This window comes from Micromonospora sp. AMSO12t (assembly GCF_008806585.1).
In the GTDB taxonomy this organism is placed as follows: Bacteria; Actinomycetota; Actinomycetes; order Mycobacteriales; family Micromonosporaceae; genus Micromonospora; species Micromonospora reichwaldensis.
In genome coordinates this window covers 1-16,416 of the sequence record NZ_WAAS01000141.1, presented here as the reverse complement: position 1 = coordinate 16,416, position 16,416 = coordinate 1, and the positions used below count along the sequence as shown (strand labels likewise).

Below are 16,416 nucleotides of genomic sequence, written 5' to 3'. Positions count from 1 at the left end.
GTCGAAGTGGGGCCGGTCACCGTCGCGCAGGCGTTGCCAGGCGCGCCGGTGGAGCTCGGCGGCCGGTGCGAACGGCACCGTCACGCCGAGCGCGGCCGTGCCGTCGGGTGCGAGGTCGAACAGGGCGGCCTTCCAGCCCTCGATCGGTGCCTGCCCGCTGCCGCGCTCCAGCCACGGGCCGGGCAGGAACAGCGACCGGCCGGCCCGGGACCGGCTGGCCTCGACGACCAGGTCGGTGCCGGCCAGTTCGGCGCGGGCCGCCTTCAGCCGCGCCGGCTTCCAGCCGGTCCACTTCGCCGTGTTGCGGTCGGTCGGGTCCGGCATGGCCAGCAGCATCAGGTACACCGCCGCCGCGTCGGCGCCCAGGCCGTGCGCCCCGGCCACCTCGGCGACCAGGTCCGGCACCGACCGGGTCGGGTCCTGCGGCCACCAGGTGCCGTCCACCGCCCGCGCACCGCCGGCCGGCTCCCCCGGATCGCCGAGCAGCGCCACGAAGAGTGGGTCACGGACGAGGCGCAGCGCCACCTCGACCGGGTACGGCTTCGCGGCGTCCCCGCGCAGCGCCGGCAGGTACGGGTCCGTCCCGTCGGCGTCGAGCAGGTCCGGCCGCAGCGCGGGTGACGGCTGGCTGTCGTAGGTGGACAGGACGATGGCGCCGTACCGTTCCCAGCCGGGGCCGGTCTCCGACGGGGTGCCCGCCACCTGCCGGAACGCGGGCAGGGACACGTACTGGTCGAGGTCGAGCAGCAGGCCGGGGCTGGCCAGCCGGTTCCGGATCGCGGCCAGCGCGCCGGGCAGCGCGGCCCGGCACGCGTCCCCGGCCGGCGTGTGGTGGGCGACCCAGGCCGCCAAAGCGACCGTGGAGCGCAGCACGTGACCGGTGAAGCCCGCCGCCTTTGCGTCGACCGGCCGGGCCCGGTCGCCCCTGACCTCGAAGGCCAGGTCGGTGCTCAGCTCGGCCGAACGGGCCGGGTCGAGCAGCGCCGGCAACGCCTTCGCCGGTGCCCAGCCGGTGCGGACCGCGCGCGTCGCCTCGGCGAGCAGGTGTTCGGGCACCACCACCCGGCGCCCCAGGGCGGCGTTCCACACCGCCGCGGCGGCGGCCACGTCCGGGCCCTCGGTCCACAGCCGGGCCGGTTCCTCGGGCAGCAGCGCCGAGACCACGGCCCGCCGCAGCGTCGCCCGGGCCTCCCGCAGCACCCCGAACGCCAGCTTGACCTCCCCGACCTGCCTGATCCCGAGCGCCTTGCGCAGCTCGGCCGGCATCGTGTTCGCCGAGTCCGCGTACGGCAGGCCGGCCAGCACCAGCTTCGCGGCGGTGGGGGTGACGCCGGTCAGCTCGGCGAACTGTTCGGCCGCCTCCGGCCGCCAGGGCAGCGGGCCGCGCGCGGCCGACTCGGCGAGGAACCCGGCCAGCCAGCCGGCCGGCCGGCCGTCACCGACCGGCTCCGAGGAGTGCACCGTGTACGGCTCGGGCACGGCGAACACACCGGCCGGATCGTGGTGCAGCGCGTCGAAGAAGTAGCCGGTGGCCGTACCGCTGGAGTTGAGGACGGCGACGAACGCCCCGTCGGGCAACGGCAGGATGCCGGGCCTGGGGTAGCGGCGCGAGCCGTCCGGGTTCTTCAGCTCGTCGTCGAGCAGGTGCAGCCTGCACCGGCGCCACCGCCCCGGCTCCGCCGCCGTGCTCAGGTCGAGCCCGTCCAGCTCCGTGAGCAGGGCCCGCAGCGTCTCCCGGTGCTCGTCCGGGGTGACCGCCGCGACGGCCCGGTAGGCGACCGCGGCGACGCCCCCGAGCAGGGACCACCAGTCCGGCGTGGACGGCAGCGACGGCCCGTCGAGGTGCAGCCGCACGGCGGAGCCGTTCCCGCCCGTGGCGGAGCCGTTTCCGCCCGTGGCGGAGCCGTTTCCGCCCGTGGCGGAGCGCCGGATGGTGAACGCCTGGAACTGGGTGAAGACGCCGGTCGCGGTGCCCGCCCCGTGGGTCGAGCCGCGCAGGCCGTCCAGCGCCTCGCTGAGCTGCCGGTCGGTGGGTCCGGTCACGGTGGCCGTCGGCACCACCGCGACCGGGGCGGACAGCGACCTGGTGAGCCGCTCCGTCACCGCCTCCAGGTCGGTGCGTACCCGGGCGGCCAGCCGCAGCGCCCCGACCACCCCGGCCAGCAGGGCGTCGTGACTGAGCGCCGGCACCGTCGAGCGGACCAGCTCCACCAGCGCGTCCGTGTCGTCCTCGACGGCGGTGGTGGCGGGGCCGGAGCCGGCGCCGACCGTGGACGCGGGAACGGCGACGGGAAGGCCGGTGATGGCCTGGGTGGCCACGGTCAGCCCGGACCGCGCCGCCGCGCGGGCCGCGGCCCGTGCCGCCTCTTCGGCCAGGACGGCGCGGCGCTCGTCGAGGGCGACCTTCAGCAGCGCGGCGGCGGTCTCCCGGTCCATCCGGCGCAGGGCGGTGGAGCCGGCCGGGTCGCGGGGCAGCAGGTTGCCGAGAAACTGCCGGGCCGGCAGCGGGACCGTGCCGGGGCTGTAGTCCCGGTTGGACGGCGGTCCGGCGGCGGCCGACACCACCCCGTCCGGGTCGACCAGGACGAGGCCCTTGAGCACGGCCCGGGGCCGGTCGTCGCCGGGCAGCACCAGCGCCGCGACCGGCTCCTGGCCCGCGGCGACGGTGACGGTACGACCGACCAGGTCCGTACCGCGTACCGAACCGTCCGGCAGCGTGACCACCCGCCAGCCGAGCAGCCCGTCCACGGGGACGGCGGCCGGGGTGGCCCGGTCGGACAGGGCCGGCCGCAGCCAGCTGGCCGATTCCTGGAGGCGGCTCCCGTCGACCGGGAGGTCGGCCAGGAACCCGGGCAGGCCGCGCCGGCCATGGGTGTTGGCGACCGGGTCGTACTCGCGCCAGCCGTGGGTGTCGTCGTCCTCGCCGTGCCGGTACACCCAGTGCGAGGTGCCGTCGGTGATGACCGGCAGCTCCGACGGGACAGCGGTGTCACCGGCGTGCAGCACGCCGTCGCCGGTGGTCCGGCCGCCGCCGGCCAGCGGCAGGGTGATCTGCTTCCCGCGCGGCTGGCTGCCGTGGTGACGGCCCTGGATGAGCTGCGGTTCGCCGGGCGACGAGTGCCAGTAGCCACGCAGGTCGTAGTTGAGCGCCTTGGAACGCCAGTAGACCAGCAGTTGGCCGTCGACGTAGTGGTAGCCGGGCTGGCCCCACATGTCGCCGGCCGGGATGCGCAGGTCGTGGCGAAGCACGATGCCCTCGGCGCCGATCACGCGCACCGTGGTCGGCCCGCCCAGGATCGCGTACGGCCAGGCCTCCTGCCGGATCACCTCGACCTGCCGGTCGCCGCCGGTGACCTCCTGCCAGGCCAGCTCCCAGTCCGGCCAGCCCAGCTCGGCGAGGAGTCCGCCGCGCAGGCTGCGGGCGACGCGCTCGGCGAGGTCGACGCCGAGGGCCTGCCCGAGGCCGCCGCCCCGGCCGGGCTCGCCCGCTCCGTCGAGCTCGTCGGAGACCAGGCGCAGCGCCTCGACCGGGAGCCGGCCCAGCCAGTCCACCGACGCCGGCAGGTACGGCAGCCCGGCGGCGAACCGGTCGCGGATCCGGGCCCGCAGCCAGTCGATCAGCATCGGCCGGACGCCCGGCGTCTCGACCATCCGGCGCAGGGCGGCCTGCTGGTCGTCGAGCTGGTCGAGGCCCCGGCGCAGGGCGCCGGTGAACCGGTCGTCGCCCGCCACGGCGAGCAGATCGCGCTCTCCCCCGCGCTTGACCCAGTTCGCCAGGTCCAGGGCCTCGTGCTCCTTCGGCGCGGCCACCGGCAGGTCGAGGGCGAGCAGCAGGTCGAGCAGTTCCAGGTCCCCGTCCGCGCCGAGGGTCTCGCCGCTGTCGGCCAGCTCGACGCGCAGCCGGTCCGCCATCCGCTCGACGAGCGGGTACAGCTGCGGCAGCCGACGGCGGTGGTGGCCGGAGTTGACCCGGCCCACGAAGCGGCGCAGCCAGCCGACGGAGCCGTCCTGCGGGCGGGCCGGGTCCGGCACGTCCGCGTCGGACAGCCCGGCGAGCGCACCGGTGTCGGTCAGCAGGGCCAGCCACGTGACCAGGTCGTCCCGGTCGGCGGGCATCAGGTCGAGCAGGCTGCCGCGGATCGCCGGGTCACGGCCGGCCAGCGCCGTCACCGCCGGCAGGTGCGCCTTCCACCAGCCGGCCGGCGCCTCGGCGGCCACCGGCAACCGGAGCAGCTCGGTCAGGTAGGCCGCCTCGCGCTCGGCGACGGCGGCCGCGCCGGCCTTACCGGCGGCCTTGGTGGCGGCCCGGACCAGCCGGTTCACCACGCCGGCCGACTGGGTGGACGGAACCACGCCGGCGGTCGCGGCCCGCAGCGCCAGCCGGCAGAACCGCTCCAGCGCCTCGCCTGCCGGCAACTGGGCGGACAGCTCCTTGGCGTAGCCCGCCAACGCGGTCGCGGACACGACCTTGGCCGAGGCGAACTCCACGTAGACCTCGTCCAGCCGGTTCAGGTCGACCGGCAGGCCGTGCTGCGCCTCCGCCTTACGCGCCTTGTTGAACAGCTGCGTCGCGTACGCGTCCTGCCCGGCGGCCAGGAACACCCGCGCCGCCTGCTCGAAGAACGTCGGCAGGAAGTGCGGCAGCGTGCGGGCGAGCCGGTCGGCGATGCTCTGGTGCCCGTCCAGGGCGGCCTTCGGCCGCGACCGCACCTGCTTGGCCAGCTTCTGCAACTCCGGCACCACCGCCAACGCATGCCGGCCGTCCGCCGGGTGGTGCACCAGCACCCACTCGGGGAACGCCAGCGGCCGGCGGGGGCCCAGCCCGACGACGACCGGCTCGGCGCCCGGCTTCAGGCCGAGGAACTCGACGGCGATGTCCTCGCCCTCGCCGAGTGCGGCGTCGACCAGGCGGACCACCGGTCGGTCGCCGAGGACCGGGTGCCGGTAGGTGCGGGCGGTGAGGGGCACCGCCCGGTCGCCGGCCCCGGCGGTGTCGGCCGGCAGCACCGCGCCGGCGGTCAGCAGGCTCTCGACCGAGCCGTCGCCGGTGGTCGTCGTCATCCCGGTCACGCCTTCTTCCCCGTTCCGGTCACGGCACCGGACAGGGCCGTCGCCATTCGCATTCCTTCCGACCAGGCCACCGGCCCGACCTCGGTCAACCGCAACGTCGGGCCGTCCACCGCCGACCAGGAGAGGTTGCCCAGGGTCGCCTCGGAGTCCCAGTAGTCCTCGTCGAACCGCATGGCGGCCTCGACCGTGCGGCCTGCCTCCCAGATCCGGCACCTGACCTGCGAGCCGGAGACCCGGAAGCCGAGCGTGGCGGCCCGGGCGGCGAGCCGGTTGGGGACCGTGGTGCCGCGGAAGTCGGTGATGGCCGTGTCGCGCTGCTTCAGCACGTCGGGCTTGCCCCAGGTGCCCCGGTGCAGTTGCTCGATCCGCTGGGTGACGTCCAGTTCGTCGGCGAACTCGCGCAGGTCGGGCAGGTCGGGCAGGCGCACCGGGTGCGGCAGCGTGGCGGTCGCCGGCGAGAGCCGGACGGTGTCCCCGTCGAGGTTGACCACGCGGAGGTCGCCGGTGTCGGTGACGTCGCGCAGGAAGCCCGGCTCGGCCGGGTCGTCCCCGAGGACCACGAGGTCGCGCAGCGCGTCCTGCCAGGCCGGGTCCGGCCAGACCCGGGCCAGCAGCCCCGTCGGCACCGGCAGCGAGGACACCACCCAGGCGTCGACCCGGGCCAGGCATTCGGCGGCGTGCCGGTCCAGCCACTGGGCGAGCTGGCGCAGCCGGTCCACCTCGGGGTCGTCACGCAGCGCCTTCGGCAACGTCTTCAGGGGACGGCCACCGGCGCGCGGGCCGGTGGACCGGGCCGCCACCTTTCCGTCCACGAGGGAGATCTCGTACGAGTCTCCCACCGGTAGCCAGGCCATCAGGAATACCCTCCGCAGTGGCAGAACAGCCAGATTTCGTGAGGAATCGGCCGTGATCGACAACGAGGGCACGCTAACAGTAGTGACCGACACGACAGCGACCCATCGGCCGAGCAGCCGAGGCCCGGTCAGCGGGACGAGCGGACGCGATCCGCGGAAGCCGCAGGTCCGGGCGGTCCGAGCGCACCGCGAACGGTCAGTCGCGGCCCCGACGGGAGAAGATGTGATGACCTAGGTCACACCAGCCGGCCGGCGGCCGGCGGGCGGCGGCCGGCGTCTGCGTCCGCATCGACACGTCGGCTGATCGGTAGCGCGAGCGCCGGTGGGTGCGGCCCGGTGGCGCTCAGGCCGGATCACGATGTCGGCGCGCCGCCGTGGTGGTCGAGCACCTTGCCGAGCAACGCGACCAGGGCCTGCCGTTCGGCGGCCGACAGTGGGGCGAGCAACTCGTCCTGCACGTCGTCGAGCGCGCGGTCCAGCCGCCGCAGCTGTCGCACGCCCGCCTCGGTGCTGCTGACGATGTTGCGTCGGCGGTCCGCCGGGTCGGCGCTGCGCTCGACGAAGCCCTCCCCCTCCAGCTCGGTCACGGCCGCGACGACGTCGCTGCGGTCCATGCGGCAGCGCCGCCCCAGCTCCGCCTGGCTCGCGGGACCGAACTCCTGCAACGCCGCGAGCACCCGATAGTGGTAGCCCCGTGCGCCTGCGGTGGCGAACCCCTGGGCGACGAGCCGCCGCGCGTGCACCGCGGTCTGCGTGATCAGCCAGCTCGCCTTCGTGGCGAGACGATCCGGTGTCGGTTCCACGGGTGACCACGCTAACAGGCCGTTGGCCGCGCCAACGATCTGCCATATCGTTGGCGTCACCAACGATATGGAGAATGAGATGTCACCCGTGACCGACCGCACCGAGATCGCCGAACTCGTCGCCCGGCTCGCCCAGGCACTGGACGAGCGGCGCTTCGAGGACCTGCGGGGCGTCTATGCCCCGGACGCCGAGACCAGCAGCCCGCGCGGGGCCCTGCACGGCATCGACGACATCGTCGACGTCCTACGGCGGACCAGCCCCGAGGAGGAGTCGACCCAGCACCTCAACACCGACGTGGTGGTGGATCTCGACGGCGACCACGCCGAGGTCGGCACCCATCAGCTCGTGTACTTCTTCCGCCGGGGCGAGGCGCCGCACCGGGTCGCCGGTGTCCAGGCCCGCTACACCGCCACGCGTACGCCGACCGGCTGGCGCTTCGCGCGGGCCCGGATCTCCCCGCTCTGGCAGCACGTCTCGTAGGCGCCACGAACGGAGCCACCTCGCCGCCGGCGGCGAGGTGGCCGGCGGCCCGGCAGCCGTCGAATACTCGGCTGCGCACGACGCGGCCCGCCCCTAGGCTCCCGAGCTACGCGCCGTCGAGGCGTGCTGTCGACAGCGGTCACACCGCCGATCGGAGATGCGCAGGAGATGACGAGTCAACTGTTCGCGCTCAGCTTCGACGCGAACCAACCCCTGCGGCTCGCCCGGTTCTGGTCCGGGGTCCTGGGCTGGGACGTGGCCGACGACCCACACGACGGTGTCGCGCTGCTGCCCGGTGACGACACCGGGTTCCGGATCCGTTTCCTTCCGACCGGGAGACCGAAGGTCGGCCCGAACCCGATGCACTTCGACCTGACGAGCACATCCCTCGAAGACCAGCGGCAGACGGTGGCCCGGGCGCTGGAACTCGGCGCGGAGCACATCGACGTCGGCCAACGGCCCGAAGAGGGTCACATCGTGCTCGCCGATCCCGACGGCAACGAGTTCTGCGTCATCGCGCCGGGCAACAACTTCCTCGCCGACTGCGGATTCGTCGGGGCGCTGGCCTGCGACGGCTCGCAGGAGGTCGGCTACTTCTGGAGCGAGGCGCTGGGGTGGCCGCTGGTCTGGGACCAGGACCAGGAGACCGCGATCCGTTCACCGCTCGGCGGCCCGAAGATCACGTGGGGTGGTCCACCCCTGAATCCGAAGACAGGCAAGCAACGACTGCACTTCGACCTCGCTCCGCCTGCGGACGGCGACCAGCAGACGGAGGTCGACCGGCTGCTCTCCCTCGGGGCCACCCGGATCGACATCGGCCAGGGCGAGGTCAGCTGGGTGGTCATGGCCGACCCCGACGGCAACGAGTTCTGCGTGCTGACGCCCCGTTAGCCACCCCCGGGCGCCCGTCGCCGGGTCGGCTGCACGGACGACCGGGGACCGGCATGGTCAGCGACTTTCGGCTGCCACGGTGCGCCGGGACGGCAGCGGTCGGCGGCCGTCCCGGCGGAACTACCGGTTCAGCAGGTGGTGTTGCGGGCCGGGACCCAGCCGTCCACGGACGGGTTCTCAGCGCCGTGACCGTAGATCCAGGCGTCGTCGTCGACCGCCGAGACCTGACCGTGCCAGCGGAACCCGCGGCCGGCAGTCAGGGTGAGCAGCACGTGGCTGTGCGGCGCGGCGCGCAGCCAGGTGTTCTCCCGGAGGTTGCAGACGATGCCCCACGCGTCGCTCGCCGAGGCCGGCGCGGCCACCACAGCCGTACCGGAGAAGACGACGGTCGCGACCGTCAGGATGTGCAGAAGGCGGCGTTTCACTCGCGTCCCTTCGACTGTGGATGATGACGGCCTCCGATTGTGGTCGATGGGTACGCCGCCGACGCCACGGGGGGCAGCATCACGTCGGCGCACCGCTCGGCAGCCGCCGCTCAGTGGAAGGAGTCGTAGAAGTCGTTCAGCACGTCGTGCACGTTGTCCCGGTCGAACTTCTCGATGCCCAGGATCAGGGCCAGCAGTTGCGCCGTGTCCTTGGGGATCTGGCACTTCGCCTCGGCGACGAGTTCGTCGAGCATCCAGTGCAGGAGCTGGGCGACGGGCGTCCGGGCGGCGAGGTCGGAGTTGATGGTGAACCGGATGGTGCCGTCCGCGTTGATGACCGTCGAGTGGTTCAGCATCTTCGGCTCGACCCGCACCACCAGCCGCCCCTCCGCCCGCATCAGCGCCAACATGGCCGCGTGCAGCGCCTCCATGTACGCCCCGATCAACGGCGCGTACGCCCGGTCCTGCGGCAGGTCGGTGAGCACGAGAGCGACCGGCTTGGGCAGGTCGGTCCTGGTGAAGTCGAGGCGGGTGAAGTCGTAGGTGCGCACCCACGCGCGGGTGATGCGGGACGCGAGCACGGTGTGCAGCGAGTCCAGCCGGGGCGCGGCGCGTCCCCGCATGGCGGCCACCTGCGCGTCGGTGGGGAACGGGCCACCCTGGCCCAACGCCTCGCAGACGGTCTGCTCGAAGTTGGCGGCGTTCTGCAGGGCGATCTGGCCCTGCAGGTAGTAGGCGGCGTTGCGGTGGCGGTAGACGATGTCGACCGTCGGATTGTCCGCCAGGATGTGCGTGCCCTCGTGAGCGAGCGTGGCGGCGAGCTCCCACAGGTGCATCGTGCCGTCGAGCGCGGAGCGCCCCACGTTGATGATGGCGGTGTCACCCTGACCGCTGGCCAGTGCGCCCATCCCGTCGGGCAACGACAGGTTGCACACGAATCCCGACCGGCGGCCGTCGGTGCGCTCGAGCACTGCCCGCAGGGCCGTGACCGTCTGCGCGAAACGCGCCTTGGCCACCGACGAGGTGGACCCGAACAGACGCGCGAACGCGGTGTTGACGGCGACGTGCGTGGGGCTCTTGTCGTCGTTCATGACGTCGACGATCCTGGCCTTCAGTTCGTCCACAGCGGCGACGAGATACGGGTTGCCGACGGCGGAGGGCACGACCCCGTCGAGCGAGTCCTGCACCTCCTTGAACAGCGTGGCCGCCTGGTGCATCGTCGCGCCGCGTTCCGAGATCTGTTGCAGCCAGGTCCCGACGGCCAGGGCGGCGACCTTGTCGAGCCGGGCGGTCAACTGCTCGCGGCGCAGCCCTGCCGGCAGTGCCCCGACGACGGGGCGCAGCCGCTGCAGTTCGCACGCCATCAGCACCCGGTAGGTCTGGAAGACCTCGCGCCGGCCGAGATCGAGTGCCTTCCTGGTCGCTTCGTCGGGAAACGGGAACATGTGGAGGGCTCCTTCGCTCGCCGGCCCGGCCCGGTCGGCCGAACGCCCGCAGAGAGGTAGCACCCGAAGGGCCGTGGCAGTCAGTAGCGCGTCGGTCATCGGACAGTGAGTGATCCGTCGCCCGCGCTCCCGGCCGGCATGTCGCCACCGGGGTGCCGATCGGGCCGGCGAGCCCTCGCCGGAGACAAGCGTGCTTGACAATCCCGGAGGGTGTCAAGCACGCTTGTCACGACAAGGTCACTTGACATCAGGGGGTGTTCATGAAGAACGACCTCTGCGCGCTCCGGCTGGCCACCGGGCTGTCCCAGCGCGAGCTGGCCCAGGCGCTGGGCGTCTCGCGACAGACGATCAACTCGATCGAGAACGGCCGCTACGACCCCTCCCTGCCGTTGGCCATCGCCATCGCGCGCCACTTCCACCGCACCGTCGAGGAGATCTTCCATGTCGACTGATCGACACACGGACAAGCGCAGGGCCCTGGCTCTCGGCGTCGGCATGGCGATCGTGGCGCTGCTGATCGCCGTGGGCCTGCTGCTGCGCGAGCACGCTCCCGGAAACATGGGAGTGGGCTTCCTCCTGGGCGCGGCGGTCGGGCTGATCGGTGCCGCGGTGATGGCGTGGCGGCTCAACAGGCGACCGGACCGTACGACGGCCTTCGAGCGGGCGTGGTCCCAGTCGGGCGACGAGCGGGACGACGCCGTCCTCACCCGCGCCCTGGCCGTGCTCGGGCTGCTCGCGCTGCCGCTCACCGGTGCGGCGGGGATCGCGATCGGGCTCGGCGCCGCGGTCGAGATGATGCTGGCGCTGCTGATCCTGACGGAGGTCCTGGTCGGGGCGACCGCCTTCGCGGTCATCAACCGACGCAGTTGAGCGCGCATCCGAGCGCTCTGCGGCTTTCGCCGGCTTGACGGCAAGTCACGCCATCTGACATCACCCGCCAGCGCCAGATGTATCTACTCGCATCGATCGGACTCCGTAAGGGTGTCCACCCGCCCACGCCACCACCTCGGGGCGAACGGCGATCCCCCATCATCGGGAGGAAATGTGTCTACCAGACTCGCAGGAAGAGCGCGCCGTTCGACGCTCGCCCTGCTCACCGGCGCGGCACTGGCGACGCTGTTGTCCGTCACCGCGGCCGGTGCCGCACCACTGGCCGGGCCGGCGGACGGCCCCGCCACCGCCGCCGCGGTCGACGTGTACATGAAGGACACCGCCGCCGACGTGGGCCTCGAACCGCACGCGTTGAACCCGCTCTGGCAGAGCCCGGACATCAAGGTCTGCCACACCGCCATCGAGTGCGCGACCAGCCAGAACCCGATCGTCGGCCAGCGCAACTACATCTTCATCAAGCTGCGTAACCCCGGCCCGTACGGCGACAGCGTCATGGAGGAGGGCACGATCTGGGTCTACCGGACCACGCCCGGCGGCGGGGCGGGCTGGCCGGGCGCGTGGACGCAGATCGGGGCGATGGCGGTGCCGGTCTACCCGGGCGTCACCACGGTCACCATCCCGTGGGACAACGTGCCCGGCCCGGGTCACTTCTGCCTGCTGGCCCGCTGGGTCTCCGCCAACGACCCGATGACCTTCGAGGGACCGGACATCGGCGTCAACACCCGCAACAACAACAACATCGCCTGGCGCAACGTGGACTCGGTGGCGGTGACCGCCGGCGGCCTGGCGCAGATCCGGCCGTTCGCCATCGGCAACACGCTGACCCGGCCGGCCCGCAGCAGCGTGGTCTTCAGCCAGACCGGGGCACCGTTCCAGGCCGCCGGTGGCCGGCTCGTCGCCGACCTCGGACCGACCCTGTTCGAGCGCTGGGCCAAGGGCGGCAAGGCCGGCAAGGGTGTCCGCGAGGTGGGCCGCAACCAGGTCGAGATCGTCGACATCGGCCAGGCCAGCCTGGACAACCTGGAGCTCAACCCCGGTGAGCGGCTCGCCTTCTCGCTGAGCTTCACGGCGGCCGTGCCGACCCGGGAACAGACCGCCGTCAACGTGACCCAGGTCGGCCCGGACACCACCGGCGCCGCACGGGCCGACCTCGGCGGCGTGCGGTACGACATCACGGTGGTCCAGCGGGCCAAGTAACGCCCTCGAGGGGCAGGGACGGAGGTCGCGGACGGGGCCCGCGACCTCCGTTCCACCCGTCCGGCCGGTGTCCCGGGCGGTCGCCGCCTCGCCCGGTCCCGCCCGGTGTCCGCTCAGCGCAGGGTGACCCAGGCGGTCGCCACCGCGTACCCGGCGGTGCGGGCGCAGAACTGGACCGGGCCGGCGGGCGGCACCCCCATCGAGAAGTAGCCGACCGCGTCCACCGGCACCTCCTCGTAGGGGCCGACGGCGGTCCGGGCCGCCACCCGCCCGCCCCGGGCCGGTGAGAGCTGCCCGACGATGCCGGTCGGGGTCAGCTCGATCTCGACCACCACCGCACCGGTGCGGAACGTCAGCGTGCGGGCCGAGCCGGCGGAGCGGGTGGGACCGGCCGGTTCCGGGTCGCAGACCGAGTCGAAGGTCAGCTCGGCGAGGGCCAACTCGGCGTCGACGGTCCGCCAGCTGAACGCGGCGTGCGCTGCGGCCAGGAACTCCTCCGGCACCGGGCCGGAGTCCCGCAGGGCGGCCCTCAACTCGGCCAGCAGGGCGTCGTCAGCGGCTGGCGGCCACGGCTCCATCCCGGTCACCTCCGCTCCCCTCGTCACCCGGGCGCGCCCTGAGGAAAGGGGCGAGTGCCGGACAGTTCCGCAGCTTGTGCAGGCACCGGGCCTGACTCGGACCGACGCTACCCACCGGCATGCCCAACCGCGCGCCGATCTCGCGGTAGCTGACCGGCGGATCGGCCAGCAGCAGGGCCAGCAGGTCCCGGCAGCGCGGCGGCAACTGCGCGAACGCCTCCCGCAGCGCCTGCTGCCGCTCGGCGCGCAACAGGTCCTCGTCCGGGGTGACCGGGTCCACCAGCAGATGGGCGCCGACGTGCCGGTCGACCGAGTCGTCGTACGGGTCGAACGGCTGGGTCCGCCGGCCGAGGCGGAGCAGCCGGTAACACTCGCGTCGGGTGGTGGTGACCAGCCAGGCGGGCAGGGCGTTCGACTCTCGCAGCCGTCCCAGGTGCTCCACCGCGCGAAGCCAGACGGTCTGGTTGACGTCCGCCGCGTCGACCTGGTCGAGCCCGTGGGACCGGATCACCGAGAGCACCAGTGGGGTGTAGCGGCGCACCAACTCGCCCCACGCCCGCTCGTCACCGCAGGAGGCGGCGGCGACCAGCCCGACGGTGCTGCGCTCGCTCACCGGTACGACGCCCGGCGCGCCGCTGCCGACGACCTCACGCGACGAGCACGCCGTAGTCGGGATGCCAGCGGGGACCGGCGACCAGCACGGCTCGGGCCGCCTCCGCGCCGAGCCCGGCGCTGGTCATCAGCGCGGCCAGCCGGCCGGCGACGTGGCCGGTGGCGAACGAGGTGCCGGTCCAGGCCGCGAAGCCGTCGAAGTACCGGATCGGCTGGCCCGGCAGTTGCAGTCGACCCCTGACGTAGGTGCTGGTCCGGTCCCCCAGGGCACAGGCGTCCACCCACGACCCGTAGCTGCTGTACGGCGCCGGGACCGGGCCGGTGGCGCCGGCACTCACCGCGCCCACCGCCAGGACCCGGTCCAGGGCGGCCGGCCAGGCCCGCCGGCTGGTGCCGGCGTTGCCCGCCGACGCCACCACCGCCCTGCCGGGCAGCCCGGCCAGGGCGTTGACCAGCGGCAGCGGAGGCTGATCGTCCTGGGTGAAGTAGCCCAACGAGAGGTTGACGACCGACACCTGCGGGCCGAGCCGACCGAGGGCGGCGACCAGCATCTCCTCGTCGCCGACGCCGGTCGCGTTCAGCGCGGCCTCGGGATCGAGACGTACGCCCGGCGCCGCCTGCCGGACCACTCCGGCGACGAAGGTGCCGTGGCCGCCCTGGAGTGCGAGCACGTCAGCGCCGACGTAGAGGGCGTCCTCGTCGTCGACCTCGGGAAGGTAGCTGCCGGCCAACCACTGCGGATGGCGGGAACCGGCCAGCCGCCAGATGCCGGTGTCGCAGATCCCCACCGTCACCCCCGCCCCCTCACCCGCACGCGCCGGATCCGGTGCGGGCAGGGCAGCGGCGGACCGCGGCGGACCGCCCGGGTTGCCCATGATGTTGCCGAAGCCGAGCAGGGCGTGGTGCGGCTGGACCAGGGGCGCCGGCTGCCCGGGCCACTGCTTCGGGTCGCGGAGCCTGGTCACCACCGACGGGATGTCGGTCTCGGTGGCGAAGAGGAGTCGGGCCACCCCGCCGAAGCCGACGCCCTCGGTGACCGGGTGGCCGTAGCTGCGCAGCCGACCCACGACCCGCTGCACGTCGGGGTGGGCCACGAGCAACTGCCGGGGCCGGTAGAGGAACTCCCGGCCCGTGACGGCGTGGCGGCGCAGGTCGGGGTCGGCGGCCAGGGCCTCCAGGAAGACCCGCTGGTAGGTCTCGTCGGGCGACTCGCCGGCGGCGGCCGGGGCGCCGCGCCCGACGAGACCGAGCGGCGCCGCCGCGGCGGCAAGGGTGGACCAGGCCATGACCTGCCGGCGGGACAGCCCGGCGGGCGGGCGCGACGCGAAGGAGTCGTCAGACGGCACCGGTCCTCCAGGCGGTCGAAGATGCGTGGTCGGCGGCGGGCCGGGCAGCTACGGAAGCGCTCTCCGAGGCACCGGACGATTATTTCAAAGGATAGTCGAGTGTCAATTGATCGTCGGTCAGGCGACTGATGTCCGATCCGCCTCGAGGCGATTGACCGGGGAGCGCGACTGCGGGATTCTTCTTGGCATGGCCGACAGCACCGATCCCGGTGCCGTCCAGGCCCAGGCCGCACTCGACGCCGTCCAGCGCTACCCCCGCGAGGCGATCGCGATCGCCCGGCAGGTCCTCGCCGCCGGGCAGCCCGACGCCGACGAGCGGTCCACCGCCGAACGCGCCATCGGGCTGGCCCTGCGGGAACTCAACGACCTGCCGGGCGCCCTGCGGCACCTGCGCCGGGCGGTGCGGGTCACCGACTCGCCCCGGGCACGGGCACTGGCCCGGATGAGCCTCGGGTACGTCCTGGCCAACGCCGGGCGCACCGGCGCGGCGCTCCGCGCGGTGACCCTGGCACTGCCCCGACTGACCGGTGCCGACGCCGGCCGGGCCCGGATGCAGCGGGGCGTCGTGCTGCACTACCGGGGACGGTTCGACGAGGCGGTCCGGGACTACGGCATCGCGGTGGAGATCGCCCAGCGCGAGGGCGACCTGCTACTGGAGGCACGGGCGCGCAACAACCGTGGGCTGCTCAACGCCCACCGGGGCACCAGCCGGGACACCGACGACGACCTGTTCCGCTCCGCGGCCATCTTCAGCCGGCTCGGGCTCGACCTGGCCGCCGCCGACACCCGCTGGAACATCGGCATCGCCGCCGGCCAGCGCGGCGACGTCGCGGGCGCGCTGCGCAGCTTCGCCACCGTCGGCGACGAGTACCGCCGATTGTCGGTGCCCCGGCCGGCGCTGCTGTTGGACCGCTTCGAACTGCTGCTCTCCGTACCGCTGGTCGACGAGGCGGTCGAGGTCGCCACGTCCGCCGTGACGGAGCTGCGGCGGCGCGGCATGGCCTCGGATCTCGCCGAGGCGCTGCTGGCGCGGGCCCGGGCGGCGCTGCTCGCCGGTGACCTGGACACCGCCGCGACCGCCGCCGCCTCGGCCCGGGCCCGCTTCCGCCGCCAGGGACGCCGCATCTGGGCCGCCTTCGCCCGGCACGTCGAACTGCGCGCCGAGTTCGCCCGGGGCACCCGGTCGACGGCCCTGCTCACCGCCATGGTGCGCACCGCCGGGCAGCTCGACGCCACCGGCTGGCCCTCGCCGGCGCTGACCACCCGGATCGAGGCCGCCCGGCTGGCCGAGGCGATGGGCCGGCCCGCCCGGGCGGCCGAACTGCTGGCGGTGGCGGCCCGCGCGCACCGCCGGGGCACCGCGCCCCACCGGGCCCAGGGCTGGTACGCGCTCGCGCTGCGGCGCCGGCTCGACGGTGACCTGCGCGGGGCCGCCCGGGCCCTGCGCCGGGGGCTGGGGGTGCTCGACGGCCACCGGGCCTCCCTGGGCGCCACCGAGCTGCGCGCGCACAGCGGGGCGTACGGGCACGAACTCGCCGCCGAGGGACTGGACATCGCCGTGCGCACCGGCACGCCCGCCCAGGTGTTGGCCTGGGCGGAACGCTGGCGGGCCAACGCCCTGCGGATGCGCGCGGTGCAGCCGCCGCAGGACCCCGAGCTGGCCGCCGCCCTGGCCGAGCTGCGGATGGTCAGCACCGCCCTGGAGGACGCGCTGCTCGCCGGGCACCCCGGGTACGCGCTGCGGCGCAGCCAGGGCCGACTCGAACAGCGCATCCGCGAACTGGCCCGGGGGGCGGACGGCGGGGCCCGGCGAGCAGCGCGTC

At 74.0% G+C, this 16,416-nt stretch carries 13 protein-coding genes and 1 pseudogene; 6 read left to right on the top strand and 8 right to left on the bottom strand.

Annotated features, from left to right (window positions below):
* From F6X68_RS20130 to F6X68_RS20120, 3 genes are all read right to left on the bottom strand, one after another.
* Positions 1-5,061: DNA-binding protein (locus F6X68_RS20130; protein ID WP_151455744.1), on the bottom strand; the 5,061-nt coding region annotated here is incomplete at its 3' end.
* A 5-nt stretch (positions 5,062-5,066) separates the two neighbouring features.
* Complete coding sequence (locus F6X68_RS20125; protein WP_151455743.1) at positions 5,067-5,924, bottom strand: DUF4132 domain-containing protein; 858 nt, start codon at positions 5,922-5,924, stop codon at positions 5,067-5,069.
* Positions 5,925-6,277: 353 nt separating this feature from the next.
* A complete protein-coding gene (locus F6X68_RS20120) occupies positions 6,278-6,727 on the bottom strand; it encodes a MarR family winged helix-turn-helix transcriptional regulator (RefSeq protein ID WP_151455742.1) in 450 nt (149 codons plus the stop codon).
* 79 nt (positions 6,728-6,806) lie between these two features.
* Here F6X68_RS20120 and F6X68_RS20115 point away from each other — a divergent pair, with 79 nt between their 5' ends.
* Positions 6,807-7,208 (top strand): nuclear transport factor 2 family protein, encoded by a 402-nt coding sequence (locus F6X68_RS20115; protein WP_192581466.1) that lies wholly within the window; start codon positions 6,807-6,809, stop codon positions 7,206-7,208.
* A 168-nt stretch (positions 7,209-7,376) separates the two neighbouring features.
* Positions 7,377-8,099, top strand: coding sequence for a VOC family protein (locus tag F6X68_RS20110; protein WP_151455740.1), 723 nt, complete (start codon positions 7,377-7,379; stop codon positions 8,097-8,099).
* 128 nt (positions 8,100-8,227) lie between these two features.
* On the opposite strand, the gene F6X68_RS20105 is transcribed toward F6X68_RS20110, so the two are convergent.
* Both F6X68_RS20105 and F6X68_RS20100 read right to left on the bottom strand, forming a co-directional pair.
* Positions 8,228-8,524: a hypothetical protein gene (locus F6X68_RS20105; protein WP_151455739.1), complete on the bottom strand. Its 297-nt coding sequence runs from the start codon at positions 8,522-8,524 to the stop codon at positions 8,228-8,230.
* A gap of 110 nt (positions 8,525-8,634) precedes the next feature.
* A complete protein-coding gene (locus F6X68_RS20100) occupies positions 8,635-9,969 on the bottom strand; it encodes a hypothetical protein (RefSeq protein ID WP_151455738.1) in 1,335 nt (444 codons plus the stop codon).
* A 260-nt stretch (positions 9,970-10,229) separates the two neighbouring features.
* Here F6X68_RS20100 and F6X68_RS20095 point away from each other — a divergent pair, with 260 nt between their 5' ends.
* From F6X68_RS20095 to F6X68_RS20085, 3 genes are all read left to right on the top strand, one after another.
* On the top strand, positions 10,230-10,421 hold the full coding sequence (locus F6X68_RS20095) for a helix-turn-helix transcriptional regulator (protein WP_121399264.1): 192 nt from the start codon (positions 10,230-10,232) through the stop codon (positions 10,419-10,421).
* Positions 10,411-10,839: a hypothetical protein gene (locus F6X68_RS20090; RefSeq protein ID WP_151455737.1), complete on the top strand. Its 429-nt coding sequence runs from the start codon at positions 10,411-10,413 to the stop codon at positions 10,837-10,839. Before F6X68_RS20095 ends, F6X68_RS20090 begins: the two co-directional genes overlap by 11 nt.
* Before the next feature lie 174 nt (positions 10,840-11,013).
* A complete protein-coding gene (locus tag F6X68_RS20085; RefSeq protein ID WP_151455736.1) occupies positions 11,014-12,057 on the top strand; it encodes a hypothetical protein in 1,044 nt (347 codons plus the stop codon).
* A 113-nt stretch (positions 12,058-12,170) separates the two neighbouring features.
* Here the strand turns inward: F6X68_RS20085 and F6X68_RS20080 are convergent, their stop codons facing one another.
* From F6X68_RS20080 to F6X68_RS20070, 3 genes are read right to left on the bottom strand one after another with little or no spacing between them, the layout of a single operon-like run.
* Positions 12,171-12,635, bottom strand: a complete 465-nt coding sequence (locus tag F6X68_RS20080; RefSeq protein ID WP_151455746.1) for a hypothetical protein — start codon at positions 12,633-12,635, stop codon at positions 12,171-12,173.
* Entirely contained in the window at positions 12,610-13,248 is a 639-nt protein-coding gene (locus F6X68_RS20075; RefSeq protein ID WP_132237817.1) for an RNA polymerase sigma factor, read from the bottom strand. Before F6X68_RS20075 ends, F6X68_RS20080 begins: the two co-directional genes overlap by 26 nt.
* Before the next feature lie 34 nt (positions 13,249-13,282).
* On the bottom strand, positions 13,283-14,593 hold the full coding sequence (locus F6X68_RS20070) for a S8/S53 family peptidase (RefSeq protein ID WP_225852317.1): 1,311 nt from the start codon (positions 14,591-14,593) through the stop codon (positions 13,283-13,285).
* 187 nt (positions 14,594-14,780) lie between these two features.
* Here F6X68_RS20070 and F6X68_RS20065 point away from each other — a divergent pair.
* Positions 14,781-16,416: pseudogene (locus F6X68_RS20065) on the top strand (CHAT domain-containing protein); the annotation flags it as partial.